The 15433-nt window shown below is 54.1% G+C and carries 11 protein-coding genes; 2 read left to right on the plus strand and 9 right to left on the minus strand.

The features are described 5' to 3' along the window. Positions 1-77: 77 nt before the first annotated feature. The 6 genes from Pla144_RS03765 to Pla144_RS03790 all read right to left on the minus strand — a co-directional run bounded on the left by Pla144_RS03765 (position 78) and on the right by Pla144_RS03790 (position 8020). Entirely contained in the window at positions 78-917 is an 840-nt protein-coding gene (locus Pla144_RS03765) for a hypothetical protein (RefSeq protein WP_146447957.1), read from the minus strand. Next, entirely contained in the window at positions 914-3268 is a 2355-nt protein-coding gene (locus Pla144_RS03770; RefSeq protein ID WP_146447958.1) for a hypothetical protein, read from the minus strand. Before Pla144_RS03770 ends, Pla144_RS03765 begins: the two co-directional genes overlap by 4 nt. A 337-nt stretch (positions 3269-3605) precedes the next feature. After that, positions 3606-5777, minus strand: coding sequence for a retropepsin-like aspartic protease (locus tag Pla144_RS03775; protein WP_197530363.1), 2172 nt, complete (start codon positions 5775-5777; stop codon positions 3606-3608). A 415-nt stretch (positions 5778-6192) separates the two neighbouring features. Then, on the minus strand, positions 6193-6999 hold the full coding sequence (locus Pla144_RS03780) for a hypothetical protein (RefSeq protein WP_146447960.1): 807 nt from the start codon (positions 6997-6999) through the stop codon (positions 6193-6195). A 300-nt stretch (positions 7000-7299) separates the two neighbouring features. After that, positions 7300-7596: a GNAT family N-acetyltransferase gene (locus Pla144_RS03785; RefSeq protein ID WP_146447961.1), complete on the minus strand. Its 297-nt coding sequence runs from the start codon at positions 7594-7596 to the stop codon at positions 7300-7302. Further along, positions 7562-8020, minus strand: a complete 459-nt coding sequence (locus Pla144_RS03790) for a GNAT family N-acetyltransferase (RefSeq protein ID WP_146447962.1) — start codon at positions 8018-8020, stop codon at positions 7562-7564. Before Pla144_RS03790 ends, Pla144_RS03785 begins: the two co-directional genes overlap by 35 nt. A 437-nt stretch (positions 8021-8457) precedes the next feature. On the opposite strand from Pla144_RS03790, the gene Pla144_RS03795 reads away from it, so the two are divergent. Then, positions 8458-10056 carry an aspartate:alanine exchanger family transporter gene (locus Pla144_RS03795; protein WP_146447963.1) on the plus strand — a complete coding sequence of 533 codons (1599 nt, stop codon included), beginning with the start codon at positions 8458-8460 and terminating at the stop codon, positions 10054-10056. Between the two features lie 626 nt (positions 10057-10682). Here Pla144_RS03795 and Pla144_RS03800 read toward each other — a convergent pair. Together Pla144_RS03800 and Pla144_RS03805 are read right to left on the minus strand one after the other, a co-directional pair. After that, positions 10683-12101, minus strand: a complete 1419-nt coding sequence (locus tag Pla144_RS03800) for a DUF1501 domain-containing protein (protein ID WP_146447964.1) — start codon at positions 12099-12101, stop codon at positions 10683-10685. 7 nt (positions 12102-12108) lie between these two features. Then, complete coding sequence (locus Pla144_RS03805; protein WP_197530364.1) at positions 12109-14703, minus strand: PSD1 and planctomycete cytochrome C domain-containing protein; 2595 nt, start codon at positions 14701-14703, stop codon at positions 12109-12111. A gap of 164 nt (positions 14704-14867) precedes the next feature. Here Pla144_RS03805 and Pla144_RS24435 point away from each other — a divergent pair, with 164 nt between their 5' ends. Further along, on the plus strand, positions 14868-15038 hold the full coding sequence (locus tag Pla144_RS24435; protein WP_197530365.1) for a hypothetical protein: 171 nt from the start codon (positions 14868-14870) through the stop codon (positions 15036-15038). Positions 15039-15040: 2 nt separating this feature from the next. Here Pla144_RS24435 and Pla144_RS03810 read toward each other — a convergent pair whose 3' ends face one another. Beyond that, positions 15041-15409 carry a GIY-YIG nuclease family protein gene (locus Pla144_RS03810; protein WP_231936152.1) on the minus strand — a complete coding sequence of 123 codons (369 nt, stop codon included), beginning with the start codon at positions 15407-15409 and terminating at the stop codon, positions 15041-15043. Positions 15410-15433 lie beyond the last annotated feature (24 nt).

The following is a 15433-nucleotide window of genomic DNA, read 5'->3' on the forward strand; positions in this document are numbered from 1 at the left end:
CTCACATTGTCCCGGTTGATCAGTATCGTGCCATTGTTGGTAAATCCACCTCCTTTGACGAGCAGATTGCCAGTCGCTCAGCTGCCAGAGATGAGATTGAATTGTCCATCAAGCTCCTCGACGCTATCGAAAGTCAGCGCATTTCCGGTCGTCTGAAAGGCGCCGCCATTCACTGATTTCAGCGTGCCCCCCGTAATCGTGATGTTGTTCACAATAACCGTGCTGGTATCGGCAATAAGCTGCCCAGTACTTCCCTGGGTGATGTTCACTCCAAGTCTCAGTGTAGCCGTGGGCGAGGACTGAATGACGCCATGATTGGTCTTCGCGCCGTCCCTGATCAGCAGCTCGGCAGTCGAATCGCCGTTGGCCTCCGAAGCGGTAATCGTGCCAAAGTTAATCAGGCTCATGGGGATTTGACCCTCTCCACGAATGGTGTGGCCGGCCATTTGCGTAACAGGATTGCTTTTATTGATGTTGTTCAGACGTGCGTCATCGGAGATTGCACCCAGTACGATCTCGCCGCTGCCATCGATGGTGCCCCCTGCGGTGCCGAAGGTAAGCGTTGCCAGGTCGGTGGAGTTGTCGCTGTTGACGGTAATGATGCCGTTATTTGTGAGCGTAGTGCCATTGATCGTGAGAGTGTTGCCGCCAGGGATTTCGATTTCGCCGCCAGCAAGTACTTCTAAAGTCAGCGCATTGGCCGAGATCACATCGACGATCGTCGGAGCCGGTGCCCCTACAATTGCATCCGTTGAGCTAATGGGAATACCGTTGGACCAATTCTCCGCAACGTTCCAACCTTGGGGTTTGACAATATCATCTCCCTGCCAGGTTGTTTGACCCTTGGCTAGCGCGGGCAATAGTGAGATGAGACAATAGAATGAGATCGTTATTACAAGGTATTGCTGGCGCTTCATAGATAAAGCCCTCCAGATGTAAGCGAACAATTGGCGCGAAAAAGTCTTCCAAATGATTTAGTAATGTGAGGGCATTCTTTGCAAGAAAAACTTGCGCAATCCCTTCTCGGCGATGAAAAAAACAGCATCAGGCAGAAGAAAAGGACTACTCTTGAAGTTGGTTCTGGCACAACACTTGAAACTGCAAGCGAAGATACCCCTAAACCCAACTGCCGCTGCCAGCGGAGGAAGTCGCGGCCATCAACGTCGCCGTCGTCATCCGCATCGCCTTGCATGTGAGTGTTACCGGTGCCATAGCCCGCTTGCCAGTTGGTGAGGTCTTCGCCATCAACCTTACCATCTTCATTGAAATCGGCGTCGAAGAATTTTACGGAATTTAGTTCCAGCACGACTTTCAGTGGATCACTATAGTCAACCGGCTTCCAAGTCAGCGTTCGCCCGAAACCTAGAGAGGGGAATATCGAATTAAAAAACGTCCCCGTGATGGCACTAGTCGATTGGATGATCGTAAAACGGTCACCAGCGGTTGGCACATAAGCATTACCCAAGTCTACTGCGCTCACATCCAGCACCCCTCCCAAAGCAACCGTCCCCGTCGAATCAAGCAGGTCGTGCTCCGTACCGGCGGAGAGGCCGCCGATTTCGATTTCCAGCCGGGCCTGATTGTTGCCGTTGATTGTGTAGCTTCCTTCGAGAGGCACAGTTCCGACGCCGTTGCCAGGGGCATGGACACCGATGTCAAACGTGCCGCGATCGATGAGAACATTCTCAAGTACGCCGGTCCCTTCCAATCGAGTACGAATCCTTACCGGCTCCGCAGGTGAAGTTCCTTCGATGCGGCCGTTATTGACGAACTTACCTGAACCCAAGAGTTGACCGGCACCGCTTACCGTATGGCCGGCCGCTTGGGTGATGGTGTTTCCGTTGGGACGAATCACCGCCGGAAAGTTCGAGTTCTGCTCGTTGAGCACGACTTGGCCAGTGCCTCCCAGGTTCAGGTTGCTGTCGACTTGCAAGGTTGACGTGGAGACGAGGGCGTTGCTATTGAGCGTGACTGTGCCGTTGTTGGTGATGCTGCTGCCAGCTACGCGCAGCGTCCTTCCGGCGGAAACATTGACGGCGCTCCCCGCGGCGATCGTCAGATCACTGAGGGTCGGGGCATTGGTATCGACTGCAATCACCCCACTGCCGAGAGTTTGTAATGTTCCTCCTGTGATCGACTGGGAATCCAGCTCGACCCTGCCGCCATCGGCAGCCGAGATCACGCCACTCGCCGATTGGGTCGTATTGGAAGTGTTCGCCTGAAACCGTAATGTTGCGCCCGACGCGGCTTCCATCAAACCCTGGTTGGTCTGCGATGCATTAATCGTTAAGATATTTCCGTTTTGCACCTCGGCTTGGATCGTGCCTTGGTTGATGATTGGTGAACCGATAACCCCAGATCCGCGAATGGTATGATCGGCCCCATGAGTAAATTCTGCGGGAAAACCGGGAAACACCCCAATTAGAGTGTTCGCATTGCCCCCCACGAGAATAATTTCACCCGCTCCATCTAGAGTACCCGGAGAATTGAATCCGAATTGGGCCACGCCACTTCCCTGACCATCGAGCGTGATGCTGGAATTGTTGGTGACTCCTGCACTATTGCTGCGGAGGACACCACTGCCAACTGTATGGATAATGTTAATTGGTGCATTGATGGTCACGCCCGCGAGTGTTACGGCATTGTTGCCGTCGACGAGTTCGAAGGAGCCTCCTCCTACCGTTTCAAGGGAGCCCCCCGAAATCGAAGTTGCACTGAGCGTGATATTATCCGTATCGGCAAAAAGCTTGCCGCCGATTCCTTGAGAATATGTCACGCTGGTAAGCGCGATGGATGCGCCACTCGACGAGCGGAGATCACCGTTATTAATGAACGTTGAGTTGGTTATCCGAAGCACCCCAGAAGAATTTCCACTGGTTTCATCTGCTTGCACGAGACCGTTATTGATCCACCCTAGCGACAGCGATCCCTCGCCGCGAATGGTGTGACCGGCGGCGTTGGTCACGGCCACTGCAGGCGTGCTACCACCGATGAGTGTGGCATTCGACCCAGGTAAGTTGTCGCTATTTTTTAGCACCACCTCGCCGCTACCTGAAAGTGTGGTGGAGCTGCCGAGATTGAAACTTGATACAATCGATGATCCATCGCCAACGTTGATCGTGCCTGTGTTGTCGACGTCGCCTTGGGGTTGCAGTGTGCCGGTGGTGATGTCAATCATGCCGGTGTTGGTCAACTTGTTGAATATCTCTACGTCAGTAACTTCAGGATTTCCACCGACTATGGCGTCATCGGCAGGCTGCGGTTGCATGCTGGGGTTCCAGTTATTGTCCACATTCCAGAGGCCGCTCCCTCCAACCCAAGTCCTCGTAATCGCAATACTGCAGCTTGCGAAGCTTCCCATCCAAACGACGATAACAAGAATAATGAACCTACGGCGCAGCAACATCACAGGTGTCTTCCCAAAAAGAGCATAATGCCAGAAACACGCACCCCCCCATTGTGGGAATCCTGCATCTGCGATGCAAGAATTATTTCGCGCAATGAGCCAATTCACCCTAATACCCCTCCAGAGAGGTAGGGGGGAGCTTTTTCCCAGATTAACTTTCCGGGATCAGGAGAGTCGGAAATGTAAGAGACTGGAGGTACTAGATTCGCCGACGCTGAGTGCGCGTAAGAATCGCGGCAGCCATCAGCAGTAAAATAGAACCACTCGGCTCGGGTACTGCCGTGGCAGCGGACAAACTGCCGCCTGCACCATAGTTATTCCGCCAATCCGCCAGATTGCCGATACTGGGGTTTCTCTGCCACGCAAGAAAATCGTGACCGTCGACGTCGCCATCTCCGTCGAAATCGCCCGAAGTTCCTAAACCCAAGACCTTCAACACAACGCTATCGGCCAGATAATCTACTCCCCACTGGAAGCCCGCTGGGAGCATGAGATTGGAGAACTCGCCATTAACGCCATCCGCTCCTGTCGTGAGAAATGTAAACATGTTGCCGACCACAGGCGCAAATCCGTTAAGCGAGACTTGTAATGTGCCGTTGAGGAAGGCAAAGCGATCCACGTCTAACACGTCAAACTGCCCCGCGCCTGTGCCACCGAGTTCAATTGCCAATGTCCCGTCCACTAGGTTGGAAAAATCACCTATGATCTCCATTTTGCCAACGCCATTACCTGGCTCGACGCGACCGGAGAGATTCCGCACGACACCAGTAATTGGACCCGAACCAACAAACACACTGCCATTTCCACGGAGCGTGCCACCCTCAATGTTGACGAACTGGGCATCGAGTCTCGTACCACTCCCATTGAGAGAGATCGTGCCACCTTGCTCGATGAGCGTCTCGCCGAAAGAGGTTAGTTTTCCCGAGCCGCTAAGTTGAAAACTCATCTGCTTACCAGGCCCGGCAGCGACGATGAATTGATTCACCGTAGAACTCGTGGTGAGGATCACCTGCTGACTGGGAATAGCCGAATTACGCAAGTCGGCTACCCACATCTGATTCGGCACTCCATTGGCTGTCCAGTTGGCAGCGGTCACAAAGCTCGTCGAAGCCAGGGTGCTAGTCCAGTTGTGCGTCTCGGTGACGGGATTGCTAATGTAAAGGCTCGGCCCAACGCCCCCCTGGCCAATCGAGGGGTTGATGTCGATCACTAGATCACGGCCTGTGAACAGATGCATGCCAAGAATGCCATCGATGATGTTGCCCGGATCATTGGGATTGGTGACGTCCAAGACTGCAATCGGAACGTGGTGCATTGTAAACGTTCCACCCACAGTATCGATGTTCAATTCGTCGAGATAAAAGCCGGGAATACCAGCAGAAACACCCCCCGAACCTTCCACCTCAAGCACGAAATCGGGCGTGTCCAGAATCGGGTCGAATCCGAGGCGTGCCGCTGTGATTTCGCTCACGACGGTTAAGTCCGCCCCCGTGTCGAACAGGAACTCTTTGTCTTGAATGGATTTGGCACCTCGGAACAGATCCACGTCGATATACAAGCCGCCGTTCTCGACAATGGTTGGTGACAGGGGATTTTCATGAAAATCAAAATTACCGCCAAAAATGTCGAGATTCTGAATGTACAGCGGCCCCGCGATGAACGACGAGCCCGGCCGCAATTTCAACGGGGCGCGTCGGGTGATGTTGCCTCCACCGATCCCCAAGTCGCTGAACTCCACTTCAGGCGTACGAACCGTACGGTCCCCCAGATGAAATATCTGCGGCTCACTGTTCTTGATCGTGATGGCATGTTGAGCTGCCATCGGTAGACCCAGAATGTTTGGTAACTTCCACTCCGTCGGCGCACTCAAGGTGGCAACACTCGACTGCCCGCGTAAGTTTGCAGCAGGTTTCTTAGTTATTGTTGAGCCTGAGGCAGTGAAGTCCTTAAGTCCTCCCGCAAAGATCGCCAGCGGATCATTAATCTCAAGATCGATCAGTCCTGTAGCCCCGCCAATCTGTTGGATGTTAGTGCCATCGAAGCCATTGCCATCAATGTCGAACCCACTAGGTCCAGCAGCCTTGGAAGTAAGGATGTGAGTCGCCGCACCGGTATCGAGTAGTGCAAGATCGTAATAGGGCACACCAGTACCGACGGGAGGCGTTCCAAAGAGGGGGTCGCCGACAATCGAATTCTCACTATCGGCCAAAAAGAAGGTGCCGGTAAGATCCGTACTGGCGTTCTTGAATTCGTCGGTGAGACCAATGCCCACGAACGGGATAAACCCCCCTAGAGGAACCGCGGCAGTAACTGCCTGCTGAGCCAACAGAACAAGGATGGCCAATGTACTTGGGAGGTGGCGAAGTGTCATCGCAAGGATCCTTTGCCGAATCATTCCGAGTCGGCATTTCGAGGTTGAGCCGCACGAATACAAGGTGCGGGGGAAGTCCGGCGAGAGGCACATTTGACGCGCAACGAGTCTCCCCGCGTAACCAACAACAGAATGCTGGCCGCTTGCCTTGCGGTGGATTTCGCACAATTCCGTGCGATTAGATTCTCTGCTCCCGTCCCTTCAGGCTAAACGGACGTGTCCTCCCGGTCAAGCAGACGGTATCGAACAGGCCGGCATCCGGTTCCAAAATCAGCCAAAATCAGCCACGAAACCGCTCTCCAGCCAAACCTTTCACATGCCCCGTTAGTCGCGACGCGGCTTCCGAGTCTCACGAGGCGGAGCGGAGCGCGTACCCCAGAAGAAGTCGGACGTTATCGATCGAGAGCGTCTCCCTCTAACCCCTCCTGCGTTTGGGAAACCGAACTGCGACTACTAGGATTGACAACAAACTCATTGCAGCTGCGGTTGGTTCGGGGATGTTGGTAAAAGCCATGCCGGCGGGGCGAGTGAGCGAGGGGCCGACATTCGTAAGATTGCCATTCGTGAGGTTGATCTTGTAGAGGCTGTAGCCAAACCCCAAGCCGTGCATAATGCCCGTCGCGGGATCGACAGCGATATCCTCCATCCGGGTAAGATTCAGAGTCGCGACAAAGTTGGCGGCACCACTGAGCGTGCTGACCGACATCAAATCTTTGTCATTGGCAATTCCAAAAAGATTGCCTTGCGAATCAAAACCAAGTGCTCTCTCAACCGAGATGGTTGTGGGCCCCACGAGTTTTAGTACACCGGTGGTCTTGTTGATGACATACAGATCGGTCGAGGTCGCTCCATAAAACGATCCCGTGAGGGGATCGATTGCCAATGCCCTCACGGGAGAATTAGATAGGAGAGGAATATTTGAGACCAGTTGACTCGTAAATGGATTAATCGAGACAAGCTGAGTGGTCGTGAAACTTGTTGTAACAGCCCAGACTAAATTGGGTTCTCTAAGAGGATCCGAAGCCATGTCATCGGCGCCGGCCGTTTGCGGAGTTACGAGTGTGCTTCCCGCTGAGACGGCTCCGGTAGCCAAATCGATTGGTACCAATGTCAACGTCGAACGGCTCCCCGAGTCGACTCCCCAAAGTTGCGAGGCCTTCAACAGAGAATTTGAAGATATTATCCACGAAAGACAGATCGACAGCTCCAAGCAACGACTCATGAAAAGGTCTCCTTCAAGGAAAAGCACTAAGAGCGCGTCGAGATATTGAACTGTTGCCCCCATGCTATCAGACGCCTTGACTAATGTCGATTCGATGAGAAAAAGGGGAGCATCGACAACGTGGTGGGCGGTTTAGACAAGCACCATTATGTATTCTTCTCCCTTCTCACCATCTACGCCCGAATACTCGCCGTCGCAAGCATTGATAAACCCACATTTTTTCAAGACGCGGATCGAGGCGGCGTTGTGCTTTGCTACATGGGCATGGAGTGGACGTTTTGGGACCTTTGTCAGGAACAATTATAATGCTGCACTGGCAATGCCCTTTCCCCAATACTCCTTACCCAACCAATAGCCGACGTTGCATTCGTCTGATTGCTCCCAACTGACAATGTTGCCCGCCACGTCTCCATTGAAAACGATGGTCTGGAGGTTAGTTGTTTCCTCGCCCATCCCTTTCTCCCAATGTGACATGAAAGCTTGGTAGTTGCGAGCTGGAATAGCCGCCATGTGAGTTGCTTCCTCATCAAGCTGTTGCTGGTAGAAAATGCTGAGGTCGCTTTCATAAACATTGCGTATCGAGACGTTGTATTCCATTGTGCTTATCGGCTTGCTTAATCATGTGATACTTAACGATTCTGTGTGGGTAGCCTTTACGTTCGTACTCAACTTGGTAGCCCCGCGATTGATACAGTTCTGGCGTTTGGAAGCTAAATGTCTCTAGACAAAAGTATGTGCAGCCGTGGCGTTTTGCGTGTTCCTCAAACGCCATCAAGAGCTGACTACCAATACCTTGCCTGCGGTGGGAAGGTGCAACCCAAAGCTGTTGCAACTCACAACACGCTCCCCAACGGCGCCCTATCGCCCCACCTACCACGGAACCTGAGCCAGACCTGGCGAAACACGAGATAGGCTGAACCTCGTGCAGCGGCGCAGCCGCATCGTTAGCTTCGCCAATACCACTGTCGATGATCGCAGAGACTTCCTGAGGACAACCGTCATGCGTACTGAGAGAGATCATGTTCGCAATATCCCCTGAGAGTTGGATTCGCTATTAGGTACAACACTATGTTGATAAGTCAACTAGTCTTTGTGGTCAATGAATTCTCACCATCTCAGATCAGATTCATGGACTGATACACTTTGTGCTTCTAGGATCGCTCCCCCCCACTCCCAATCGTAGGGTGGGTGGTTCTGTCGGCACAGGAAGCGAACAATTCCTACCAGCATTGCCGCCGACAGGTTCACCCACATTCTGCGTTAAACTAAAAAAGTGGGTAAACCTGCTGGCAAGAACATACGTCACCGAGCCAAACTTCCTCGCGCCAGCAGAACTACCCACCCTACTAGAAAACGTCTCGTCCCCCGTCCAACAGCCACCTATCTCCCAACCATATATTCCCGTTATAATCCCGGTCCTACCCAAAAAACACTTCCCTCCTACCGATCTCGCCTACCTTGGACTACTTGGTTTCACACTTCAACGAGCAGCCGATCCTTGCGCTGGCGGCTCTGATTGCCGTCGGCACTCTGCTGGGACGTTTCCAATGTTGGGGCATCTCACTGGGTGCCTCGGGCGTACTCTTTGTCGCCATGGCCATGGGACACTGGGGCGTTCGCTTACCAGAGGTCTTCACCGATTTGGGAGTCGTGCTATTCACCTACACCATCGGCCTGCAGGCAGGACCCCATTTCCTGCGCACGGTGCGACGCTACGGCCTGTCGTATTTGATCCTCGCTTTGTTCACCTTGGGAGTCGCATGGCTGGCCGCCTTTGCCTCGGCCAAACTACTGGGCATCGATCCGTCGCTGGCCACCGGTATCTACGCCGGCGCGCTCACCTCCACTCCTGGCTTGGCAGCTTCCCTACAAACCCTGAAGGATCCAACCATCTCGGTCGGCTACGGCGTGGCCTATCCGTTGGGAGTCATCGGCGTAGTGTTGTTCGTCCAGGTAGCACCCCGACTACTGAAAATCAATTGGCAAGAAGAGATCCAACGCTCGGATGCAGGCAACGGCCAGCCAGACATCGAGTTGGCATGGCTGCGGATCACCAATCCCCAGATTGAAGGCAAAACGATCGGCCAAGTCGAGGCGACCTCGATGTCGGGAGCCGTCATTTCGCGCGTGATCGATACCTATTTGGCCATGCCTCCCCAAGCGAGCACCCGTTTGTGCCTCGACCAACATGTGCGAGTCGTCGGCACGGAAGAGGAAATCAAGAAGCTGGAATTGCTCCTGGGTCCTCGTGAGGACGCGTTCCAAGAACCTCGTTCCGTAATTTCGTCTGCCACCTTGATCGTGACCGAAGAGAACATTTGCGGCAAAAGTCTCGAACAACTCCAGTTTCGCGAGCGCTACGGCTTAACGATCTCGCGCATCTGGCGCGACGACTTTGAGTTTGTGCCCCGGGCCCACGCGACGCTTGAATTTGGCGACGAAGTGCGGCTGGTGGGCGATGAGGCAGACCTGACACGGATCGAACCGGTTCTCGGGCACAAGGCCCAGCGACTCAACGAAACCCAGTTTCTGCCTTTCGCCATCGGGCTGCTGGCCGGTGTGGTGCTGGGTAACCTTCCCATCAGCCTGTCGCCGACAATCTCCTTTCAACTCGGTATGGCCGGCGGCCCATTGACTGCCGGTTTGTTGGTAGGGCATTTCGGCAGAATCTCGAAAATGAATTTCCGCATGCCGGTCGCCGCCCGGCGGTTCGTCAATGACTTGGGCCTGATCTTGTTCCTGGGTGGTGCAGGCTCCGAGGCAGGCGCAAGCTTCTGGCAGGTGGTGCAAAGTCAGGGGGGAAGTCTTCTGCTGGCCTCCGCCATCGTGACCATAGCACCCTTGGCCGCCGCCTGGGGATTGGCACGGCACGTGTTCGGTTGGGATGCCCTCAATTGCCTCGGCGCCGTTTGCGGCGCAATGACCAGCACTCCGGGCCTGGGGGCCGTCACCCGCGTCGCCGATTCCTCCGCACCCTCCACCGCCTATGTCGCCGTCTACCCAGTGGCCCTGCTGGCTGTTACCTTCCTGGCACCCTTGCTGGGAACTTTGCTGTAGCTGCATCGTGCCTCGTATGCTCAAGCGTTTGCGCACAGCTCCCGACCTCTAAAAAAGCGAGAGCAGTCACCGACGCGGCTCGGCAAGATGCCGTTCTTTCACTAGGACGATGTGAACTCAGACACGGCAGCTAGGCCATTGTCAGCCGACTTGTTAGCTACGTGGGCAGCCAATTGGACACGAAAAAACACTACTGCATATGCTTGATACGAAAAGTCATCCACGAAAAGAATGCTACTAAGCACACAAGGATCATCAGCAATTTAATTGTATCACCATAGAGCTTTTGCCAATCGATTGTTGAGCTGGTTTCGCTAACCACTTCCTGTGCCGCATATGGGAATGGTGCGGTGGGCTGCTGAACCTTAATATGAGTATCTGTTTTGATGTAGGTTCTATTGACATATGCCCAGGAGACTAGACAAGTGGCGGTCATGACGACGAGAACTGACACGAGCCGAAAACGAAACCAAGGAACTTTTGAGCCTATCATTGCGATTGCCTCAAAGTAAACCGCTTTTGCTAACTTGACAGACTCTTACAGGAATGACTTTATCAACCGCCGCCAGAAAAAAAGTTTCGCAACTCCCCTCGGAAAATGTAATGCGATTTAGTGTCCTCGACTCTCACACGAGCAACTCGCGCACTACCTGCCCGTGAACGTCTGTAAGCCGGAAATCTCGTCCCGCGTAACGGTAGGTCAGTCGCTCGTGGTCGAAGCCCAGGCAGTGGAGCATTGTGGCGTGCAGGTCGTGAACGTGCATCGGTTTCTCTTCCACCTTGAAACCAAACTCATCGGTCGAGCCATGCACGTAACCACCGCGAATACCACCGCCGGCCATCCACACCGTAAACCCATGGTGGTTGTGATCGCGACCATTCATCTTTCCTGCATTGGCACCCTCTTTGGGAAGTTCCACTACCGGTGTCCGGCCAAACTCGCCCCCCCACAAAACGAGCGTTTCGTCCAATAGCCCGCGCTGTTTGAGATCTGCCAACAGGGCGCCAATCGCCTGATCGCACTCACCCGCCAACTTGCGATGCAGAATCGCAATGTCATCATGATTGTCCCAAGGTTGGCCGTGACCGTGCCAGATCTGAACAAATCTCACGCCTCGCTCAACCAGGCGACGGGCAATCAACATTTGCCGACCTTGAACCCCCGGGCCATACATATCTCGAATGTGTTGTGACTCGCGGGTGACATCAAACGCATCCGTGGCTTCCATCTGCATGCGATACGCCAACTCGAATGAATTAATCTGCGCTTCCAGCTGCGAGTCGTGCTGCCGATGTGCAGCATGGCGCTCATTGAGTTCAAAGAGCAGATCGAGTTGCCGCCGTTGGTCCGACGGGGCGGTCCTTTTGTTTTCGATATTTTCTATCAGCCGATCAATCGTCACATGTTGTGTATCGATGTGTGTCGCCTGATAAACACCTGGCAAGAATCCGGCTTGCCAGTTTTGCGATTCTTGAATTGGGTATCCCCCCGGGCAGAGTGACACGAATGCAGGCAAGTTCTGATTCGCGCTCCCCAGGCCATACGTCACCCAAGACCCAACGCTAGGCCGGATCAAGCGTCCGTCGCCACAATTCATCAGCATCAACGACGGCTCATGATTAGGCACATCGGCATACATCGAACGCACCACCGAGATGTCGTCGATGCACTGGGAAACTTGCGGAAATAACTCGCTCACCTCGATGCCGCTTTGGCCATATCGGTTGAAACGAAAAGGCGAGGGCAACACGCCCCCTGTCGGCCGCTCTGTTCCGAGATTTTTGTACGGCAACGGCTTGCCAGCAAACTTATCGAGAATCGGCTTCGGGTCAAATGTGTCCAGATGCGAGGGCCCGCCATTCATAAACAAATGGATGACATGCTTAGCTTTCCCGGGGAAGTGCGGCGTTCGGGTCGCCAACTGATCCGCTGCCGCAAGAGCAGAATCACTCTGCAGCCCACTGAGCATCAACCCCCCCATGCCCATTCCGCACTTTGCGAAAAAGTCACGGCGAGATACGACAGGCAGCGAACGCATTGTCATGACAACCTCAGTCGATAAACAGGAATTCGTTCGAAACCAACAACACTTGGGCCAATTGCATCCAGAGATCGAGCGGCTCAGGTCGCGGACCCCGAAAATCTTGCTGCGACGACCACTTTTGCCAGCCAGTAGAGGACTCCAATGCCAGCGACACTTTCCATTGAAATGAATCCCAGCCCGCGTTCCCGCGGCAACCCACCACAAAATCGATCGTCTCACCGCTCTCAACCACAGGCAACTCGACCTCGGTCAGTTGTGCACCCTGCTCGACAATCCAACTGGCAATTACTCCCTGCCGAGAAGAAACGATCGAAGCCTCGATGCCATCTCCATTTTCACTCGGGCGCGCCAGCTCGCCTGTGATCACCATCTTACCCGCCTCAGGCGCAGTCCACCGCCGAATCGAACAGCAATCCGTTCTATTGCCAGGGTGCCCCCCCTCCGGTGTCACCGACAGGTGCCCGAACCCCTTCTCGGGATACTCGATTTGCGCCTGCCAGCGATTCTCGACGAAGTAATTGAGCGGCTCGATTTTCACCGTTGCTCGCTCATTGGAAAAGCTAATTTGCCCGTAGCCAAAACTCCATTCGTCCTTCGGCAACGGATTGGGGCTGCCCCGCTTGAGGAATTCGCGCGCCTGCTCCAATTCCTTGGCACTAGGTTCCCGAGCAAATACCCGGCGATAAAGCTCCGCTACTCGATCATCTGATCCTTCTGTAGCGAGCAGCGCCACCAAATCCCGTGCGACCACTTGAATCATAGGGTTGTTTAGTAAAAACAGTGCCTGCTGCGGCACCAGCGTATGCGGTCGCTCCGGAGAATGCGCATCGGGGCTGGCAAAGTCGAATGATCGAAAAACCCCAGGAAGATTCTGCCGATCAATATGGGCATAAAGGGTCCGACGCGTCCCTCCTTCTTCGGTATCGATCCGCTCCGATTCACCACCAATCCGCTTGTCCAGTCGACCCGACACGGCGAGCAACCCATCGCGAAGTGCTTCGAAGTCACGTCTGCGCCGATTCATCCGACCCCACAAGAGATTCTCCGGGTCGGCTACGAGAAGTTCTGGTGTGGCCTGCGATGACTGGCGATAGGTACTCGAAGTCACCAACTCACGTACCAGCCACTTGAGCGACCAGCCGCTCTCCACAAAATCCACGGCTAACAAATCCAGCACTGCTTGCTGCCGAGGTGCTTCGCTGCGGAGTCCAAAATCGCTCGGCGTGCGGACAAGCTGTTCACCAAACAGATGCCCCCACACCCGATTCACGAACACCCGTGCAGTCAGCGGATTCTCTGGACTGACGATCGCTCGCGCGAGTTCTAATCGCCCACTGCCAGCTTTCACAGTTTGCGCTGAAACCGTGAAAAACTTGGGAAATCCCCGCGGTACGGGTTTGCTACGATTCTGCGCGTTCCCGCGGATGAACACACCCACGTTTTGCGGCGCCGCTTTGTCCGCAAGTCGTAAGGGCAGATCTTCGTCTTGGACTTCCTCCGAGCTCTCAAACATGCCGTACAAGGCATAGTAATCCTCGTCGGTGATCGGATCGAACTTGTGGTCGTGGCACCTTGCACAGGCGACCGTCATTCCCATCATCCCCCGGAACACCACATCGATCCTGTCCGCGACGATGTCATGCGGGTTGTTGATAAACCTTCTCCCAAGGGTAACGAATCCCTGCGCCGCCAGGTGATGTCGGTCTTCATCCCCTTGGATCATCGAATCGGCCGCGATCTGATACATCAGAAACTTATCAATTGGCATGTTGTCGTTGAACGCACCAACCACCCAGTCACGATACTTATAGGCGTGAGGAAATATTCGATCTTCCTTGAATACGTACCCCTTCGTGTCGGCAAACCGCGCCACGTCCAACCAATGCCGCGCCCAGCGCTCGCCAAACTGCGGCGACTCGAGCAGCTTGTCGACCAACTTGCGATCTGCCTCCTGCGATTTGTCTTCCTCAAACGCCTGCACCTCTTCCCAACTCGGCGGCAAACCTACCAGATCAAAATACAACCGGCGAATAAACTCCCCCCGCGTGGCTTGCGGCGCAGGCGATAATCCAGCCGAGTTCAACTCTGCCAGGATGAGCTTGTCGATCGCATTGGTCGCCCACTTATCTGCATCACTCTCAGTCACATCAGGTCGAACCGGCGGCTTAAACGCCCAATGCGACGCCGCGCGTGAAGAAATCGTCTCCAGCGAAGCCGCACTCCCCTCCCGCGGATCAGGTGCGCCCAACTCAATCCACCGCCTAAAGTCGGCTATCACCTCCTCAGGCAACTTCCCCCCAGGCGGCATCTGCAATTCAGGATCGTCATATTGCAATGCGCGCAGCAAACGACTCCCCGCAGGATCACTCGGCACAATCACCGCCCCCGATCGTCCCCCGCGCAGAACCGCCGCGCGATTATCCAGCGTGAGCTCTCCCTCGATCTCGTCAGCCTCCACCGAGTGGCACTCGTAACACGACTCGACAAGCACTGGCCGAATCCGAGTCTCAAACAACTCAATGCCGTCGGAAGACTCCTCGCCGTTTGCCCAGAGCCGCGTGAATAGCGCTAGAGAAAGAACAAACAGAATTCGTGCATTCACCCGAAACATTCAAAGTTCGCCCACGAGGAAGATAGAACCTGCGTCGCTCCAATTCTAAACCAATCCCCACACTCCTGCAAACTTGCTCTTACTGGCTTCGGCAGCGGGGGTAGCCGTACTGCAACTCGAAACACGTTCATCGCCTTCTTTGTCAATGGTCTGAGATGCTCTCTCTTATTGCGAAGATCGGCTGGGATTCTTTGACCATTCACCAAACCGAACTAATCAGTAACCGCCATGCTCAACTCCTCAACCGTGTGGACGATCACGAAGATATTCAAGACGTGATTCTGAAGAGCAGTGATCTTGCCAGTTGTGAACTGTCACATGACTAGGGCTAGACGTCGGCTGTAAATCCCTCCTTCTCTTCCTCTTCAATTTCGTCAAAAACTTTCTCAATGAACTCCAGGTCTTCGTCCGACATCGTGAGACTTTGCCTATACTGTAGAGCCTCAGGGTCTACAACATATTCGAAATCTCCGTGATGTTCCTTCACTACTTCCACGATAGATGCGACATCTGTCCGAAAAAACTCTTTCCTTGGATTCGTTTTGTTGACCTGTTGTTTAACAAAACTATGATGTAAGGCATTTTCCAATGAAGGTGCGTTGTTGCAAGATATCATCATGTGAATGTCATAGGGAAATGGCACAGAAGCATCGCCAAGTTCCTTAACGCGATCCTGGGGTGTCAGTCTTCGAGTCATTCCAATTTTAAAGACACCTTCGCC

This window comes from Bythopirellula polymerisocia (genome assembly GCF_007860015.1).
Taxonomy (GTDB): domain Bacteria; phylum Planctomycetota; class Planctomycetia; order Pirellulales; family Lacipirellulaceae; genus Bythopirellula; species Bythopirellula polymerisocia.

Bases quoted from the DNA above. Each gene is read 5' to 3' on its own strand.
- Pla144_RS03810 (WP_231936152.1), bottom strand. From the start codon at position 15,409: ATGACTCGAAGACTGACACCCCAGGATCGCGTTAAGGAACTTGGCGAT.
- Pla144_RS03765 (WP_146447957.1), bottom strand. From the start codon at position 917: ATGAAGCGCCAGCAATACCTTGTAATAACGATCTCATTCTATTGTCTC.
- Pla144_RS03770 (WP_146447958.1), bottom strand. From the start codon at position 3,268: ATGCAACCGCAGCCTGCCGATGACGCCATAGTCGGTGGAAATCCTGAA.
- Pla144_RS03800 (WP_146447964.1), bottom strand. From the start codon at position 12,101: ATGACAATGCGTTCGCTGCCTGTCGTATCTCGCCGTGACTTTTTCGCA.
- Pla144_RS03775 (WP_197530363.1), bottom strand. From the start codon at position 5,777: ATGACACTTCGCCACCTCCCAAGTACATTGGCCATCCTTGTTCTGTTG.
- Pla144_RS03780 (WP_146447960.1), bottom strand. From the start codon at position 6,999: ATGAGTCGTTGCTTGGAGCTGTCGATCTGTCTTTCGTGGATAATATCT.
- Pla144_RS24435 (WP_197530365.1), top strand. From the start codon at position 14,868: ATGCTCTCTCTTATTGCGAAGATCGGCTGGGATTCTTTGACCATTCAC.
- Pla144_RS03785 (WP_146447961.1), bottom strand. From the start codon at position 7,596: ATGGAATACAACGTCTCGATACGCAATGTTTATGAAAGCGACCTCAGC.
- Pla144_RS03790 (WP_146447962.1), bottom strand. From the start codon at position 8,020: ATGATCTCTCTCAGTACGCATGACGGTTGTCCTCAGGAAGTCTCTGCG.